Consider the following 15,213-nt stretch of genomic DNA (forward strand, 5'->3'; position numbering starts at 1 on the left):
CCCCATGGCCTCGCACGTCATCGACATGTTGACCATCGGCAACAGTTTCGGCACCGCCGAGATGCGTGCGGTCTGGAGTGAGGAGGCTCGGCTGCGGGCCCAGCTCGCCGTGGAGGGAGCGCTGGCCAGGGCCGAGGGCGACCTGGGCATCATTCCCACCGACGCCGCCGACCGGATCGCCGCCGCGTCCACCGAGGAGTTCGACCTGGCCGAGCTGGCCGAGGCCGGTGCGAAGGCGATGCACAGCCTGAACGCCACCGTCGCCGCCCTGCAGCACGCCGCCGGCGAGGCCGGCGAATGGGTGCACTTCGGCGTCACCACCCAAGACGTCGTCGACACCGGCGCGGTGCTGCAGATTCGCGACGGCTTGGCGATCCTGCGTCGCGATCTGCGTGCGGTCGCCGGCGATCTGAGGGGGCTGGCCGAGCGTCACCGGGACACTCCGATGGCGGCCCGTACCCACTACGTCCAGGCCCTGCCGACGACTTTCGGGTTCAAGGTCGCCGTCTGGCTCGATGAGCTGCTGCGGCACCTGGACCGTCTCGACGACGTCGCCGACCGGGTGCTGACCGGCAACATCAACGGCGCGGTCGGCACCGCCGCCTCGCTGGGCACCCGGGGCCGTGCCGTCGAAGAGGCCACCCTGGCCCTGCTCGACCTCGCCGCTCCGACCATCTCGTGGCAGTCCTCCCGTGACCGGATCGCCGAGTACGCCCAGCTGCTGGCGTTGATCTCGGCCAGCCTGGGCAAGATCGCCACCGAGCTGTCCACGCTGATGCACACCGAGATCGCCGAGGTCGACGAGCCGTTCGCGATGGGCAAGATCGGTTCGACCACGATGCCGCACAAGCGCAACCCGGCCCTGTTGGAGGGCGCCGCGGCACTCACCGCTGCGGTCAAGCACGCCGCCGCGCTCGCCCTGGACGGCATGGCGACCGTCCACGAGCGGGACGCGATCAGCTGGCGCGCCGAGTGGATCGCGCTGCCCGAGCTGCACATCTATCTGGCCGGTCAGCTGGCCACCCTGCACCGGGTGCTCGACGGCCTGGTCGTGCATGAGGCCGCCATGCTGCGCAACCTGCACCTGCAGGGCGGGCTGATCCTCTCCGAGCGGGCCATGTTCGAACTGGGCGGACGGCTCGGCAAGCAGACCGCGCACCAGATCGTCTACGAGGCGTCGATGGCCGCCATCGACGCCGGCCGTCCGCTGGCCGACGTGCTGGCCGACGACCCCCGGGTGACCGCGAGCTTCGACCGGGCCGCCATCGACGGCTGGCTCGACCCGCTCAACTATCTCGGCGACGCCCCGGCGGCGGTCGACCGGGTGCTGGCCCGCGCCGCGGAGGCGCTGGGGTGAACGCTCCGGACGCCGAGATCGGCCCGGACGGCCGTCCGCTGCTCGCCGCCGACGGCACCGTGCTGGGCGTCGTCCGCCCGACCCGGGTCTCGGACGCCGAGGCCTACCGCGACCTGATCCGGGCCTCGTTCCGCGCCGACCCCGAGTCGCGGCGCTGGTTCGTCGCAGCCGAGGCCGACCTGGACACCGTGCTGGCGCACATCGCCGGCAACCTGTCGTTCGTCCTGGACGACGGCGGACGGCTGCTGGCCAGCTGCTCGGCCCGAATGCCGTGGAGCCCGAACCCGGCGCCGTTCGCCTTCCCGCATCTGTCCTGGATCACCAGCCATCCCGACCAGCAGGGCCGCGGGCTGGGTCGGCTGATCACCGATGCGGTCGTCGCTCATCTCGGCGCCGCACTCAAGGCCCCCGCGGTCAGCCTCGGCACCGCCCGCGAACACGCCTTCCTGGTGGCCCACTACGCCCGGCTCGGCTGGCGTCCGTTCGAGGACCGCGACCTGGGGCTCGGGCACATCACCCGGTACTTCATCCGGGTGCTCGATCCGGACGCCGTCCGCGCCCGAGGAGCACGGCTCGGCCTGAGTGCCGAGATCGTCGAGGAACTGACCGCGACGAACGCCTGAACCGAATTGCCGCAGCCCGGCCGCGCGAGCGGTGAGACCACGCCCCATCCGGCCGCGATCCTTATGGTATGACTATTGCTGCCCGACCGCCCGTGCCATAGCGGTCACCTCGGGCGCACCGACCCGACGCTCCGCATCCACACCGGAAGGCCCCCGATGAACACCTCCCGCCGCACCCTGATCCTCGGCTCCGCGGCCGCCTTCGGCGGCATCCTGCTGTCGGCCTGCTCCGGGGGCACCGGCGGCTCGGGCGAGAAAGTCATCCGGGCCGGCTCCACCGGCCAGTCCTACCCCAACGGCTTCCGCGAGGGCGACAAGCTGGTCGGCTACGACGTCGAACTGCTGGAGACCGCGGCCAAGGATCTCGGCTACACGGTGCAGTGGACCACCGCCGAGTTCAGCGGAATCATGGGCCAGCTCGAGGCCGGCCGCCTCGACACCGTCGCCAACAACGTCGCGGTCACCGCAGCCCGCAAGGAGAAATTCGACTTCACCGCCACCTACGCCTACCTGGGCGCCCAGGTGGTCACCAAGGCCGACAACACGACGATCAAGACCCTGGAGGACCTCGCCGGCAAGACCGTCTCCGGCGTCCTCGGCTCCGACAACCTGCGCCGCATCGAGGACTGGGGCAAGGAGCACAACGTGGCGCTCAAGACCCGCCCGTACGAGACCCGCGACGCCGCGATGCAGGACATGATCAAAGGCCAGGTCGACGCCTACATCAACTCCGACGGCATTCTGCATGCCGAAGAGAAGCGCGAGGGCAAGACCCTGTTCAACTACATCGGCGACCCGATCGGCTACGACGAGATCGCCCTGCCGTTCACCCGGAACACCACCACCGGCGACCTGCGCACCAAGCTGTCCGAGGTGTTCGAGAAGATGCGTGGCGACGGCCGCCTGAAGGCGCTGTCCGAGAAGTACTACGGAACCGACGTCACCACGAAGAAGAGTTGATGTTCAACTTCGACGCATTCGTAGCACTGCTGCCGCGACTGGCGGTGTCGCTGCCGATCACCCTGCTCCTGGCAGTGGTGTCGATGGCGATCGCGCTGGTGCTCGGCATGGCGCTGGCGGTGGTCCGGTTCCTCAAGGTGCCGGTGCTGAACCAGGTCGCGATCGCCTACATCTCGTTCTTCCGCGGCATCCCCACGGTTGTGCAGTTGTTCCTGATCTACTTCGGCCTGCCGCAGCTGATCCCTTCGATGTCCAACCTGGACGCGATGGGTGCGGCCATCATCGGCTTCAGCCTGAAGGAGGCGTCCTATCTGGCCGAGATCTTCCGGGCCTCGCTGGCCTCGGTCGATCGCGGCCAGTACGAGGCCGGCATCGCGTCCGGGCTGACCGCCACCGAGGTGTACCGCCGGGTGATCCTGCCGCAGGCGATCCACAACGCTGTCCCGGCTACCGGAAACATCTTCATCTCGCTGCTCAAGGAGACCTCGGTGGTCTTCGTCCTGGGCCTGGTGGACATGTTCGCCGAGGCCAAGCTGGAGGCGTCCGCCACCGGGTACTACTTCCAGACCTACCTGGTCGTCGGCTTGGCCTACTGGCTGCTGGTGGTGGCCTACACCTGGTTCCAGGGCCGGGTGGAGCGGGTTCTCGACCGTCCCTACACGAGGTGATCCGATGATCGACGTCCCCGACCAGACCACCGACCACGCGCCCGACGCCGACAGCCGTCCGGTGCTCGAAGTGACCGGGCTGAAGAAGTCCTTCGGCAGCCACGTCGTGCTCGCCGACATCGATCTGGCCGTTCGGCGCGGCGAGGTGGTGGCGGTGATCGGGCCCTCCGGGTCCGGCAAATCGACGATGCTGCGCTGCCTGAACCTGCTGGAGACCCCGGACAAGGGCACCTTGCGCATCCACGACACCACCGTCACCGCCCCCGGTTTCGGACGCGCCGAGGCCCGCGACCTGCGCCGGCACACCGGCATGGTCTTCCAGAGCCACAACCTGTTCAAGAACCGGACGGCACTGCAGAACGTCACCGATCCGCAGACCTTCGGTCCGAAGAAGATCGCCGCCGACGTCGCCGAGGAGAAGGCCCGGCAACTGCTGGCATCGGTCGGCATCACCGGCCGCACGGTCGAGCAGTATCCGGTCACCCTGTCCGGCGGCCAGCAGCAGCGGGTGTCGATCGCCCGGGCGCTCGCCGTCGAGCCCGACGTGCTGCTCTTCGACGAGCCGACCAGCGCCCTCGACCCCGAGCTGGTGGGTGAGGTGCTCCAGGTGATGCGCGCCCTGGCCGACGCGTCCACCACGATGGTGGTGGTCACCCATGAGATGTCGTTCGCCCGTGACGTCGCCAACCGGGTGGTGTTCATGGACGGCGGCTATGTGGTCGAAGAGGGCACGCCGCAGCAGGTGCTGCTGAACCCGCAGCAGCAACGCACCCAGCAGTTCCTCGCCGACACCCGCAGCGAGACCCCGCACCACCGGCCCGAGCCGTCCGACGACGATGGCGATCTGCACGTGGAGTTGCCGGCGGGCTGACCTGGCCGATGATCCGCTCCTCACTGACCGGCGACCTGGTCGCCCGCGCTCTGGCCGCCCGTCCCGGTCCGGACGCCCGCGCGGCGGCGTCCGCTGCTCTCGATGACCTGCTCACCTCCAGCCTGCTGGCCGCCGGCGAGCCCGCCGCCCGGGCCCTGGTCGCGGACGGCACCGCCGCCGGTGGAGCGGGTGGCTGGGTGATCGGACATCCGGACGCGGCCCTGACGCCGCCTGCCGCGGCCCTGGCCGGCGGTTTCCAGGCGCATCTGCTGGACATCGACGACACCAGCGAGGCCGTCCGCGGGCACCCGTCGGCGGTGTTGTTTCCGGCCCTGTTCGCCGTAGCCGGGCCGGATGTCGCAGGTGCCGACCTGCTCGACGCCTACGTGGTGGGGCTGGAGGTGATGGCTCGGCTGGCCCGCGCCCTGCCGTCCGATCACTACGCGCGCGGCTGGCACCAGACCGGCACGGTGGGTGGTCTGGCCGCTGCCCTGGCCGGTGCCCGGTTGGCGGACACGGACGCCCAGACCGCGGCACGAGCGATGGCGATCGCAGCCCAGTCGTCGGCCGCGTTGCGCGTCCAGTTCGGCACCGAAGCCAAACCCCTGGCCGCCGGCCTGGCGGCTCGCAGCGCGGTGGACGCCGTTCGCTGGGCGGCCGCCGGACTGAGCGCCGCGCCCGATGTGCTGGCCGGACCGGCCGGCTGGTTGGCGGTGCACCGCGCCGACCGCGACGCGGCCACGGCAACCCTGCTGGACGGCTTCGGCGACTCGTGGTCGCTGCTGACCGACGGCCTGTGGGTCAAGGACGGGCCGTACTGCTCGGCGGCGATGGCCCCGGTGCAGGCGGCCCGGCAACTGGCCCGAACCCGTCGCGGCGCGCCGGAGCGGGTGGTGGTCCGGCTGCGTCCGGGGGCCGATATGGCACTCATCCACCGGGTGCCGGCGACCGGCGAGCAGGGCCGGTTCAGCCTGGAATACCTGGTGGCCTTGACCCTGCTCGACGCCCCGCTCGACCTGAGCACCCTCGGCACCGGGCCCGCCCGTCCGGACGCCGTCGCGCTGGCCCAGCAGGTGATTCGCGAGGAGGTGCCGGCATCGCCGCTGTCGGTGGGCCGTGATCGGTGGACCGAGGTCGTCGTCCACTACCCCGATGGCGACACCGCGTCCGCGACGGTGACCGTGCCGCTGGGCTCCCCCGGCCGTCCGCTCGACGACCGGGCCCGGTCGCTCAAACGCCGGGCGGCTGCCGGTCCGGACGCCGAGTTGCTGGAAGCGTCCGTCGCCCAGGCGGGGAACCGGCCGTGGTCGGCGACCGTGGACGCGTTGCGCCGGCTTCGACCACCGAACCCCTGACCACCGCCGATCGGGCTTCCTTCCCACCGCTGATCGGGCTTGTCGAGATCCCTCCCCCGCTGATCGAGCTTGTCGAGATCCTCACCTGGTTTCGACAAGCAACCGCCGAGGTCGATTCAGTTCAGCACGTAGGGTTTGTGATGCCCACCCGAGCCTGGTTGGGTGGAGGCTACGAACCGGCGCAGGCCACGCGAAAGGACAGCCGATGACCATGTTCAACTGGGGTCCCACCCAGCCGCCGAACGAACCGCAGGGGCCGCAACCGTTCACCCGGGAACGCTGGGACGCCGTGCTGAACAGCCTGGAGATCAAATTCGGCCAGGACGACGATGGCGACCGGTTCGCCGACTGGGAGACCATGCGGCTGTGGTTCCTGGTCGAGGGCAACAACAACGACCTGATGGCGATGCGCTCGATGTGGGACGTCCGTCCCCCGGTCGCCGCCTACGACTTCGTGCTGGAAGCGGTGAACAGCTGGAACCGCGACCACTTCTGGCCCAAGGCGAGCGTGGTGCGTGGCGAGGAGCACCTCGGTGTCTTCGGCGATCTGGTGATCGACATCGAGACCGGGGTGAACGACGACTTCCTGCGCCAGCAGGTGCGCTGCATGGTCGGCACCTCCGGCCAGATGTATGAGTACCTGACCGAGCAGTTCCCCGAGTCGAAGGACTGGTTCAACGCCGGGGAAGAGTAAGGCTTGTCGGTCGGACCAGCCCCTCCGTTGGTCGAGCTTGTCGAGACCCCTCATCAGCGTTTCGAGATCCCGGCGTCCGCCGGGATGACGAGGTTTCCGCTGGTCGAGCTTGTCGAGACCCGCTCAGATCGGAAAGGCCGCCAGGGCCAGCGGATCGACCCCACTGAGCGGCACCAGCCGCCAATCCATCCGGACGGTGCCCGCGTCCGGGTCGAGTTCCAACAGGATCATGTGCGGGGTCTCGACCAGCCGTAGGTGCGCGCAGAAGACCCCGTGTTGCCAGGCGCCGCTCGCCATGATCGCGAGTTCCGGGCCGGACGGGGTCGCCCAGCGTGACTCCAGCCACTGACCGTCGCCCACCACGGTGACCAGCTCGCCGCCGGGGTGGTCGATGGTCAGCAGATGGTGTCCGCCCGGGGTGTCCTCCAGGTTCACCGCCCGGTAGCTCGCCGGCAGCTGAGACGCCTCGTCCCGGACGGCCCGCACCGGTTCCCGACGCTCCGGCCCCGACAAGGGCCGATGCACCAGTTCCGCCAGCCGGTGGGCCAGTTGCTCGTCGGCGTGCGCGTCCGGCTCGCCTTCGATCGCCGGCAGCAGATGCTCCCAGAATTGGTCGAGCACGTCCTGCATCACTTCCACCTCGGACGTGATCGCGACCACCACGTCCTGCTCGGGCAACACCACCGCGAACTGGCCGAAGGCACCGTCGCCGCGATACCCGTGCCGAGCACCCCAGAACGAGCCGCCGTAGCCGCACGCCCAGTCGCCGTCACCCTCGGCAGCCAGCGACGCCGGGGTGGGCTGCGGCGCCCATTCCGCATAGCCGGCGGGCACCAACCGGGTTCCCTGCCAGACGCCGCCGTCCAGCCAGGTCTGCGCCAACGCCAGGATCGCCGGAGTGGTCAGTTGCAGCCCGCTGAACCCCAGGTCGCGTCCCTGCGGGGTGCGTTGGACGGCCGCGGCACCGCCGCCGAACGGGTCGAGCAGCAACCGCCGCAGGTGCGTGGACAACGGTTCGCCACTGGCCGCGGCGATCGCCTGGGCGACCAGGTAGGTGGCCACCTGGTTGTAGGCCCACACCTCGCCGGGTTCGCCGTCCGGGTCGCGGGCGAGGATGAGCGCCAGCAGCGGGTCGCCGTCGGTGGGCGGCACCGCCGGTGTCGCGTCGCCGCGCCACTCCCAGGCATCGGTGGTGTGACCCACGGTCATCGTGATGCAGTGCCGGACGGTGACCCGCCGCCATTTCGGCGACGCGGACTCCCACCCCCCGAGATAGGACAGCACCGGCGCGTCCAGGTCGATCAGCCCGCGGCCGACCAGGTCGCCCAGCACGGTCGCGGTGCAGCTCTTGGTCAGCGAGTAGCCCAGATGCATCCGCCGCGGTGCGTACGGCGCCCACCAACCCTCGGCGATCACCCGTCCGTGGCGCGCGATCATCAGCGAGTGAAAGCCGTGGCCGTCGGTCTCCATGGCGTCCAGCAGGCCGAGCAGACGCCGTCCGTCGACACCTTCGGACGCGGGTGTGCTGCGTGGCATCGTCATACCGCCAACCTAGTGCCCCGGCCGCCAGTGGCCGGGGCACTAGTGTCGCTGCTGGTCCGTGAGCCAGGCGGCCAGCTCGGAGTGACCGAAGTAGCCGGCCCAGCCGGCCGGGGTCAGCCCGAACCGGTCGTCGACGGCGTCCGCGTCGGCGCCGTGCTCGACCAGCCACGCCACGATGTCGCGGTCACCGGCTCCTGCCGCGTAGTGCAGCACCCCCGCGATCGGCGCGCCGCCCTCGGCGAGCGCCCGGACCACCTCCCAGTGCCGCAACCCGGCCGCCTCGGCGGCCAGTGTCGGACGCGCTCCGCTCACATCAAGGCTTCGCACCGCCTCGGCATCCCCGCTCAGGGCGGCCGCGACCAGCGGATCACGTCGGTGCTGATCGGCCCGGTAGAGGTCACGCAGCAGGCAGATCTCAGCGCCGTGCGCCATCACCTCGCGATTGATGTGCAGCACGAGCTGTGCCAGCGAGTCGGTGGCGTACGCAGCCCCGCGGGGTCCCAGCGGACGCCCCATGGCGGCATCGTCACGGGCGGTCACTCCGTCGCGCCATAGTCCGTAGGCGCGATCGAGATCGGTCAGCGCGTCCGCCGCGGTGCCGGGAACCGGTTCGGGCCAGTGCCGGTCGTCGTACATGTCGATGTCCTCGGCGTCCCCGGCCGGTGAGCCGCCGAACAGCGCCCGTGCTCGTTTGCCGAGCACCTCGCGGGTGACGTGATCGAGCCGCCAGGCAATCGTCGTCACCGGCGCTATCGGCGGCTCGGGCGCCAGGAAGTCGACCCGCACCCGGCCGGCGGCGTCCGGGCGGACACTCCACATGCCCGGCACTGGCTCCCACAGGTATTCCTCGTCGCTGAGTCCGGCCAGCCGCGGCCGGAAATGCACGTTCCAGTAGAAGTCCAGTTGGTCGACCAGGTCAGTACTCCACGCCATAGCCCGACCGTACTCGGCGCCCTCCGGCCCCAGCCGTCCGACCGGTCACCGCTCGGCGACGTTGCGGCGGGCTTGGGGTCAACGCAGCACGTAGCCGGCGATCGCGCTGGCGGCAGCGACGTTGAGCGAGTCGATGCCGGCTCGCATCGGGATCGTCGCCACCACGTCCGCCTGCTCGATCCAGCGTGCGGACAATCCAGCACCCTCGGTACCGAGCAATACCGCCACCCGGGCGTCCGGGAGCAGATCCGCGGCGGCCGCGTCCAGTTCGACGGCGTCCTCGCTCAAGGCCAGAGCGATCACCGTGAAGCCGGACGCCTGCAGCGCCGGCACCGCGCTCCCCCAGTCGTCGACCCTGGCCCAGGGCAGCGAGAACACCGCACCCATCGAGGTCTTGATCGCCCGCCGGTACAGCGGGTCGGCGCAGCGCGGGGCGAGCAGCACCCCGTCCCAACCCAGACCGGCGGCGTTGCGCAGAATGGCTCCCACATTCGTGTGATCGACGATGTCCTCGCAGACCATCAGCCGCCGGGCGGTGAGCAGGTCGGCCATGGTGTGCCGGGTCTCCCGGTGCAGCGACGCCAGCGCGCCACGGTGGACGTGGAAGCCGCTGACCAGTTCGGCGGTCTGCTCGCTCACCCGGTAGACGGGAGCATCGCCGATCACGTCCCGCAGCGACGGCAGCCAGCGGGCCGCCAGCATGAACGACCGCGGACGGTACCCGGCCTCGATCGCCCGCCGGATCACCTTCTCGCCCTCGGCGATGAACAACCCCTGCTCACTTTCCAGGTGCCGGCGCAACGACGAATCCCGCAGCGCGACGTAGTCGCCCAGCCGGGGATCGTTCGGGTCGTGGATGTCGATCGGATCGGGCACCGCCACAGTCTGGCGTATCCCCGCCGCACGGCACCGAGCTTTCGCCCATGAGCCGTCGGGCTGTTCACCAGGCACTAGGGTTTTCATCATGGGCTGGCTGAAGCGGATCGACCGGTTCCTGCTGGCCATCGTCGGCGCCGCGCTGATCGCCAGCGTGCTGCCCGCCCAGGGTGCCGCGGTCACCGTCGTGGACTGGGCGACCAAGGTCGCGGTCGCCGTGCTGTTCTTCGTCTACGGCGTCCGGCTGAAGCCCGAGCAGGCGCTCGCGGGCCTGACCCACTGGCGACTGCACCTGACCATCCTGTCGCTGACCTATCTGCTGTTTCCGCTGATCGGCTGGGCGCTGCAGGTGTTGTCGCCATGGCCGCTCAGCCCCGCGCTGTACGCCGGCGTCCTCTACCTGACGCTGCTGCCCTCCACGGTGCAGAGCTCGATCAACTTCACCTCGATCGCGAAGGGCAACGTCGCCGGCGCGATCGTCAGCGCGTCGGCGTCCAACATGCTCGGGGTGTTCCTGACGCCATTGTTGTGCTGGGCGCTGATGACCACCTCGGGCGGCATCGCCATCGATCCGTCGTCGATCCTGGACATCATCGGGCAGTTGCTGGTGCCGTTCGTGCTGGGCCAGTTGTCCCGGCGCTGGACGGCGGACTGGGTCGCCGCCCACCCGCGGCTGAAGCTGTTCGATCAGGGCGTGGTGGTGCTGGTGGTCTATTCCGCGTTCTCGGCCGGCATGCGCGAGCACATGTGGCAGCAGGTCAACGCCACCGACCTGATCACCCTGCTCGCGGTGTGCCTGGTGCTGCTCGCAGCGATGCTCTGGTTCAGCCGGTGGCTCGCGCAGCGGCTCGGCTTCAACCGCGCGGACGTCATCGCCATCCAGTTCTGCGGCACCAAGAAGTCCCTGGCCACCGGCCTGCCGATGGCGAACGTGCTGTTCGCGGGCTCACCGATCGGGCTACTGGTGTTGCCGTTGATGCTGTTCCACCAGGCCCAGTTGATGGCCTGCGGATCGCTGGCAGCCCGCTACGCCAAGCAGGTGGATTAGCACCCGCGCCGTCAGGGGTTTCTACAAGCTCCACCAACGAACATCGGGGGACGGTTCCTTCACGTGCGATTTTCGAACGTGAAAGAACCGTCCCCGGATGTGCGAACGAGCCAGAAGGGTCTCGACAAGCTCGACCAGCGGCAGTCAGCACCACCGCTGGTTGAGCTTGTCGAAACCCTTTGTCGGCGAGAGGTCGGGCCTACTGCTCCGGTTCGGCCTGCGGTTCGGGGACTTCCTGCGGCGCGGACGCGGCGACGTCCGGCGTCCCCGGGTTCAGCTCGGCCGGCGGGGTGTTGATGCTGGCCCGGCGCGCGGCGCGGCTGTTCTCCATCTGCTGCGCCTCGGCGATCGCCTGCTCGACGGCGCGGCCGGCTTCGCCCTCGGCCTCGACCTTCTGCTGGGCGATCTCGGCGAACACGTCGATCTTCTCCGGCGCCTCGAACTCACCGGCCTCAGGCTCGCCGTAGCCGGACAGCATGTTGCCGGCCGCCCGTCCCAGGCCCTTCAGCGCATCGTTGAGTTCGGACGGCACCACCCACACCTTGTTGGCGTCGCCCTTGGCCAGATTCGGCAGCATCTGCAGGTACTGGTAGGCCAGCAGCGACTGATCGGGCTTGCCGGCATGGATCGCACCGAACACCGTGGTGATCGCCTGCGCCTCGCCCTCGGCCCGCAGCATCTGCGCCTGCCGGTCGGCCTGCGCCCGCAGCACCGCCGACTCCCGCTCGCCCTGCGCGCGGAGGATGGACGCCTCCCGGTCACCGGACGCCGACAGGATCTGGGACTGCCGCTGGCCCTCGGCCAGCAGGATCGCGGCGCGCTTGTCGCGCTCGGCCCGGGCGCCCTTCTCCATCGCGTCGCGGATGGTGGCCGGCGGCTCGATCGAGCGCAACTCGACCCGGTTGACCTTGATGCCCCACTTGCCGGTCGCCTCGTCGAGGACGGCGCGCAGCTTGGCGTTGATCTCTTCGCGCGAGGTCAGGGTCTGCTCCAGGTCGAGCCCGCCGATGATGTTGCGCAGCGTGGTCATGGTCAACTGCTCGATGGCCTGAATGTAGTTCTGCGCCTCGTAGGCGGCCCGAACCGGGTCGACCACCTGGAAGTAGATCACCGAGTCGATGCTCACCATCAGGTTGTCCTCGGTGATCACGCCCTGCGGCGGGAACGGGACGACCGCCTCGCGCATGTCCATCGTGTAGCGGACGTTGTCGATCAGCGGCACCAGCAGGTGCGGACCGGGATCGAGGGTGCGGCGGAATTTGCCCAGCCGCTCGACGATCCCCACCTGTTGCTGCCGGACCACCTTCAGGGCTTGGGTCAGCAATGCGACCGCGAGCACCAGGATGACGATAGGGGCGATGAATTCCATGCCTGTCACGGCTCCTTGGGGTAGACAACGACGGTGATCCCGTCGACCTCGAAGACCTCCACCGAGGCACCGGCCTCGATCTCGACGTCTCCGAAACTGCGGGCCCGCCACACCTCGCCGTTCACCTTGACCTCGCCGGAGTTGCCGGTGATCGCGGTCGTCGCCTGCCCGGTGCTGCCGACCATGCGCTGCAGTGCCGAGCGGTAGCCCGGCGCGGAACGCACCTTCTCGAGCAGCGTCGGCCGCAGCAGGAAGAGCAGCGCGAACGCCACCGCGACCGCCACGATCACCTGAACCAGGATCATGCCCGGGAAGAGCAACGCGATCCCCGCGCCGGCAAGTGCGCCGGCGGCCAGCATCAGCAGGGTGAAATCGAGTGTGAGCGATTCGGTGAGCGCCAACAATGCGGCGGCGACCAGCCAGGCCGCCCACCAGTTGTCACTCAGCCACTCCCACATGCATCCATCATGCCCGGGCTCGGGCGCTCCATCGTCCGTTCGTATGGGTGACTTCAAGCGCGAAGTCGAAAGTCTCGCTGAGCCGCTCGTCGGTCAGCACCTCATCGACCGGTCCGGCGGCCAGGATCGCGCCCTTCTTCAGCAGCAGGGCGTGGGTGATGCCGGTCGGGATCTCCTCGACATGGTGGGTGACCAACACTGTCGCCGGCGCGAACTCGTCGGCACAGAGTTCACTGAGTGTGCTGACCAGGCCCTCGCGTCCGGCCAGGTCGAGGCCGGCTGCCGGTTCGTCGAGCAGCAACAACTCCGGATCGGTCATCAGGGCCCGGGCGATCTGCACCCGCTTGCGCTCACCCTCGCTGAGGGTGCCGAAGGTGCGATAGGCGAGATGCCCGACATGCAGCTGCGCCATCAGCGACACGGCACGTTCGAAGTCGGCCTGCTCGTAGCTCTCGCGCCAGCGGCCCATCACCGCGTACGCGGCCGACACCACGACGTCGGCGACCCGTTCGTGGCGCGGAATCCGGTCGGCCAGCGCGGCTGAGGCGACACCGATCCGGGGACGCAGTTCGAAGACGTCCACCCGCCCCAGACGCTCGCCGAGGATCTCGGCGGTTCCGGACGACGGGTGCAGCTGGGCGGCCAGGATCTGCAGCATGGTGGTCTTACCGGCACCGTTCGGGCCGATGATCACCCAACGCTCGGATTCTTCGATCCGCCAGTTCACCCGGTCGAGCAGCGTGGCCTCGCCACGCACGATCGACACGTCGGTCAACTCAACAACAGCCGCCATGGGTGCCAACCTACCGGCTGACGGCCGTGCGACGAGCCGGGACGCGCGGCGTCCCGGCCCCGACTCAGGCGCCGGTGGAGTGCAGGCCGCCGTCCACGTGCACCATCTCGCCGGTGGTGGCCGGGAACCAGTCCGACAACAGCGCCACCACGGCGCGGGCGGTCGGGTCGAGGTCCTTCGGATCCCAGCCCAGCGGCGCCCGCTCGGCCCAGATCTCGTCGAAGGTGTCGGCGCCGGGGATTGCCTTCTTGGCGATCGTCGACAGCGGGCCGGCGGCGACCACGTTGCAGCGGATGCCGTCCGGACCCAGGTAGCGGGCCAGGTAGCGCGAGGTGCTCTCCAGCGCCGACTTCGCCACGCCCATCCAGTCGTAGGTCGGCCAGGACTGCCGGGCGTCGAAGGTCATGCCGACCACCGAGCCGCCGCTGCTCATCAGCGGCTTGCAGGCCATGGTGAGGCTGGCCAGCGAATAGGCCGACACATGGATCGCGGTCTTCACGTCCTCGGCCGGCGTGGTGAGGAATTTGCCGCCCAGCGCGGTCTCCGGGTTCGCGAAGGCGATCGAGTGCACCACGCCGTCCAGGTGATCGACATGCTGGCGGACCTGGTCGGCCAGGCCGGCCAGATGCTCCTCATTGGTGACGTCCAGTTCGAGCAGCGGCGGCTCCGGGTCGAGTCGCTTGATGATCCGCCGGGTCAGGCTGAGTGCCCGGCCGAAGTTCGACACCAGGACGGTGGCGCCCTCGCGCTGCGCGATCTCGGCCACCCGATAGGCGATCGAGGTGTTCATGGTCACGCCCGCGACCAGGATGTTCTTGCCTTCCAGGATTCCCAATTCCGTTTCCTTCCTCAGTGCCTGATGCGCGGTGCTGGTGCTCAGTGGCCCATGCCCAGGCCGCCGTCGACCGGGATCACCGCGCCGGAGATGTAGCCGGCGCCCTCGCTGGCCAGGAAGGCGACCGTGGCGGCCACCTCGCTGGTGGCGCCCAGTCGGGCCGCCGGAATGGACGCCTTGTAACCGGCCACCACGTCGTCGGGCAGCGTGGCGGTCATGTCGGTCTCGATGAAGCCGGGCGCGACCACGTTCGCGGTGATGCCGCGGGCGCCGATCTCGCGGGTCAGCGAGCGCGCCACCCCGACCAGCGCCGCCTTGGACGCCGAATAATTCACCTGGCCGGGCGAGCCGTACAGGCCGACCACCGAGCCGGTGAAGATGATCCGGCCCCAGCGCCGGCGCAACATGGAACGGCTGGCCCGCTTGGCGCAGCGGAAGGCGCCCTTGAGGTTGGTCTCCAGCACCAGGTCGAAATCGTCCTCGCTCATCCGCAGCACCAGGGTGTCGCGGGTCACGCCGGAGTTGGCGACCAGGATCTCGGTCGGGCCGTGCGCTTCCTCGGCCTGCTTGAACGCGGCATCGACCTGGGCGGGGTCCGTCACGTCGCAGGCGATGCCGAGTGCACCCTCGGGGGCGTCCCCGCCACGGGAGAAGCTGGCCACCCGGTGACCCTGTTCCAGCAGGGCGGCGACGATCGCGGCGCCGATGCCCTTGTTCCCGCCGGTGACGACGGCGCTGCGGCCGTCCACGCGTTCCGTATCCGTCACGGTGGACAACCTAGTGCAGGCGTCCGGACGGCGCCGCCCCGACCCGCTGTCACCGGAGCCGATC

16 protein-coding genes are annotated in these 15,213 nt (G+C 69.7%); 8 read left to right on the forward strand and 8 right to left on the reverse strand.

Annotated elements, in window-relative coordinates:
- From purB to Q0066_RS06330, 7 genes are all read left to right on the forward strand, one after another.
- Nucleotides 1–1,357, forward strand: a 1,357-nt coding sequence (gene purB / locus Q0066_RS06300; protein WP_298131181.1) for an adenylosuccinate lyase, incomplete at its 5' end; no start/stop codon positions are given.
- A complete protein-coding gene (locus tag Q0066_RS06305; protein ID WP_298131183.1) occupies nucleotides 1,354–1,980 on the forward strand; it encodes a GNAT family N-acetyltransferase in 627 nt (208 codons plus the stop codon). The genes purB and Q0066_RS06305, both read left to right, overlap by 4 nt.
- 156 nt (nucleotides 1,981–2,136) lie before the next feature.
- Nucleotides 2,137–2,940 carry a transporter substrate-binding domain-containing protein gene (locus Q0066_RS06310; RefSeq protein WP_298131185.1) on the forward strand — a complete coding sequence of 268 codons (804 nt, stop codon included), beginning with the start codon at nucleotides 2,137–2,139 and terminating at the stop codon, nucleotides 2,938–2,940.
- Nucleotides 2,940–3,608: an amino acid ABC transporter permease gene (locus tag Q0066_RS06315; protein WP_298131187.1), complete on the forward strand. Its 669-nt coding sequence runs from the start codon at nucleotides 2,940–2,942 to the stop codon at nucleotides 3,606–3,608. Before Q0066_RS06310 ends, Q0066_RS06315 begins: the two co-directional genes overlap by 1 nt.
- 4 nt (nucleotides 3,609–3,612) lie before the next feature.
- Complete coding sequence (locus Q0066_RS06320) at nucleotides 3,613–4,479, forward strand: amino acid ABC transporter ATP-binding protein (RefSeq protein WP_298131189.1); 867 nt, start codon at nucleotides 3,613–3,615, stop codon at nucleotides 4,477–4,479.
- Nucleotides 4,480–4,487: 8 nt separating this feature from the next.
- A complete protein-coding gene (locus Q0066_RS06325) occupies nucleotides 4,488–5,834 on the forward strand; it encodes an MmgE/PrpD family protein (protein ID WP_298131191.1) in 1,347 nt (448 codons plus the stop codon).
- A gap of 205 nt (nucleotides 5,835–6,039) precedes the next feature.
- The gene (locus Q0066_RS06330) at nucleotides 6,040–6,528 is read left to right on the forward strand and encodes a YbjN domain-containing protein (RefSeq protein WP_298131193.1); all 489 of its coding nucleotides are present in this window, start codon (nucleotides 6,040–6,042) and stop codon (nucleotides 6,526–6,528) included.
- A 123-nt stretch (nucleotides 6,529–6,651) separates the two neighbouring features.
- On the opposite strand, the gene Q0066_RS06335 is transcribed toward Q0066_RS06330, so the two are convergent.
- The 3 genes from Q0066_RS06335 to Q0066_RS06345 form a co-directional block, all read right to left on the reverse strand.
- Nucleotides 6,652–8,070, reverse strand: coding sequence for a serine hydrolase (locus Q0066_RS06335; protein ID WP_298131195.1), 1,419 nt, complete (start codon nucleotides 8,068–8,070; stop codon nucleotides 6,652–6,654).
- A 39-nt stretch (nucleotides 8,071–8,109) separates the two neighbouring features.
- On the reverse strand, nucleotides 8,110–9,003 hold the full coding sequence (locus Q0066_RS06340; RefSeq protein ID WP_298131197.1) for a DinB family protein: 894 nt from the start codon (nucleotides 9,001–9,003) through the stop codon (nucleotides 8,110–8,112).
- Between the two features lie 78 nt (nucleotides 9,004–9,081).
- Entirely contained in the window at nucleotides 9,082–9,879 is a 798-nt protein-coding gene (locus Q0066_RS06345; RefSeq protein WP_298131199.1) for an RNA methyltransferase, read from the reverse strand.
- Nucleotides 9,880–9,967: 88 nt separating this feature from the next.
- Here Q0066_RS06345 and Q0066_RS06350 point away from each other — a divergent pair, with 88 nt between their 5' ends.
- Nucleotides 9,968–10,927, forward strand: a complete 960-nt coding sequence (locus Q0066_RS06350; RefSeq protein ID WP_298131201.1) for a bile acid:sodium symporter family protein — start codon at nucleotides 9,968–9,970, stop codon at nucleotides 10,925–10,927.
- A gap of 199 nt (nucleotides 10,928–11,126) precedes the next feature.
- Here the strand turns inward: Q0066_RS06350 and Q0066_RS06355 are convergent, their stop codons facing one another.
- The 5 genes from Q0066_RS06355 to fabG form a co-directional block, all read right to left on the reverse strand.
- Nucleotides 11,127–12,296, reverse strand: a complete 1,170-nt coding sequence (locus Q0066_RS06355; protein WP_298131203.1) for an SPFH domain-containing protein — start codon at nucleotides 12,294–12,296, stop codon at nucleotides 11,127–11,129.
- 5 nt (nucleotides 12,297–12,301) lie between these two features.
- Nucleotides 12,302–12,754: an NfeD family protein gene (locus Q0066_RS06360; protein ID WP_298131205.1), complete on the reverse strand. Its 453-nt coding sequence runs from the start codon at nucleotides 12,752–12,754 to the stop codon at nucleotides 12,302–12,304.
- A 7-nt stretch (nucleotides 12,755–12,761) separates the two neighbouring features.
- Nucleotides 12,762–13,547, reverse strand: coding sequence for an ABC transporter ATP-binding protein (locus Q0066_RS06365; RefSeq protein ID WP_298131207.1), 786 nt, complete (start codon nucleotides 13,545–13,547; stop codon nucleotides 12,762–12,764).
- A 64-nt stretch (nucleotides 13,548–13,611) separates the two neighbouring features.
- Nucleotides 13,612–14,382, reverse strand: coding sequence for an enoyl-ACP reductase FabI (gene fabI, locus Q0066_RS06370; protein WP_298131209.1), 771 nt, complete (start codon nucleotides 14,380–14,382; stop codon nucleotides 13,612–13,614).
- A gap of 41 nt (nucleotides 14,383–14,423) precedes the next feature.
- On the reverse strand, nucleotides 14,424–15,149 hold the full coding sequence (gene fabG, locus Q0066_RS06375) for a 3-oxoacyl-ACP reductase FabG (protein ID WP_298131211.1): 726 nt from the start codon (nucleotides 15,147–15,149) through the stop codon (nucleotides 14,424–14,426).
- Nucleotides 15,150–15,213: the final 64 nt, after the last annotated feature.

Origin of the sequence: Micropruina sp. (assembly GCF_027492755.1) — a bacterium.
Taxonomy (GTDB): domain Bacteria; phylum Actinomycetota; class Actinomycetes; order Propionibacteriales; family Propionibacteriaceae; genus Micropruina.

Coding starts and splice junctions, on each gene's coding strand:
- Q0066_RS06310 (WP_298131185.1), top strand. CDS start 2,137: ATGAACACCTCCCGCCGCACCCTGATCCTCGGCTCCGCGGCCGCCTTC.
- Q0066_RS06330 (WP_298131193.1), top strand. CDS start 6,040: ATGACCATGTTCAACTGGGGTCCCACCCAGCCGCCGAACGAACCGCAG.
- Q0066_RS06320 (WP_298131189.1), top strand. CDS start 3,613: ATGATCGACGTCCCCGACCAGACCACCGACCACGCGCCCGACGCCGAC.
- Q0066_RS06365 (WP_298131207.1), bottom strand. CDS start 13,547: ATGGCGGCTGTTGTTGAGTTGACCGACGTGTCGATCGTGCGTGGCGAG.
- Q0066_RS06355 (WP_298131203.1), bottom strand. CDS start 12,296: ATGGAATTCATCGCCCCTATCGTCATCCTGGTGCTCGCGGTCGCATTG.
- Q0066_RS06360 (WP_298131205.1), bottom strand. CDS start 12,754: ATGTGGGAGTGGCTGAGTGACAACTGGTGGGCGGCCTGGCTGGTCGCC.
- Q0066_RS06340 (WP_298131197.1), bottom strand. CDS start 9,003: ATGGCGTGGAGTACTGACCTGGTCGACCAACTGGACTTCTACTGGAAC.
- Q0066_RS06335 (WP_298131195.1), bottom strand. CDS start 8,070: ATGACGATGCCACGCAGCACACCCGCGTCCGAAGGTGTCGACGGACGG.
- Q0066_RS06325 (WP_298131191.1), top strand. CDS start 4,488: ATGATCCGCTCCTCACTGACCGGCGACCTGGTCGCCCGCGCTCTGGCC.
- Q0066_RS06315 (WP_298131187.1), top strand. CDS start 2,940: ATGTTCAACTTCGACGCATTCGTAGCACTGCTGCCGCGACTGGCGGTG.
- Q0066_RS06350 (WP_298131201.1), top strand. CDS start 9,968: ATGGGCTGGCTGAAGCGGATCGACCGGTTCCTGCTGGCCATCGTCGGC.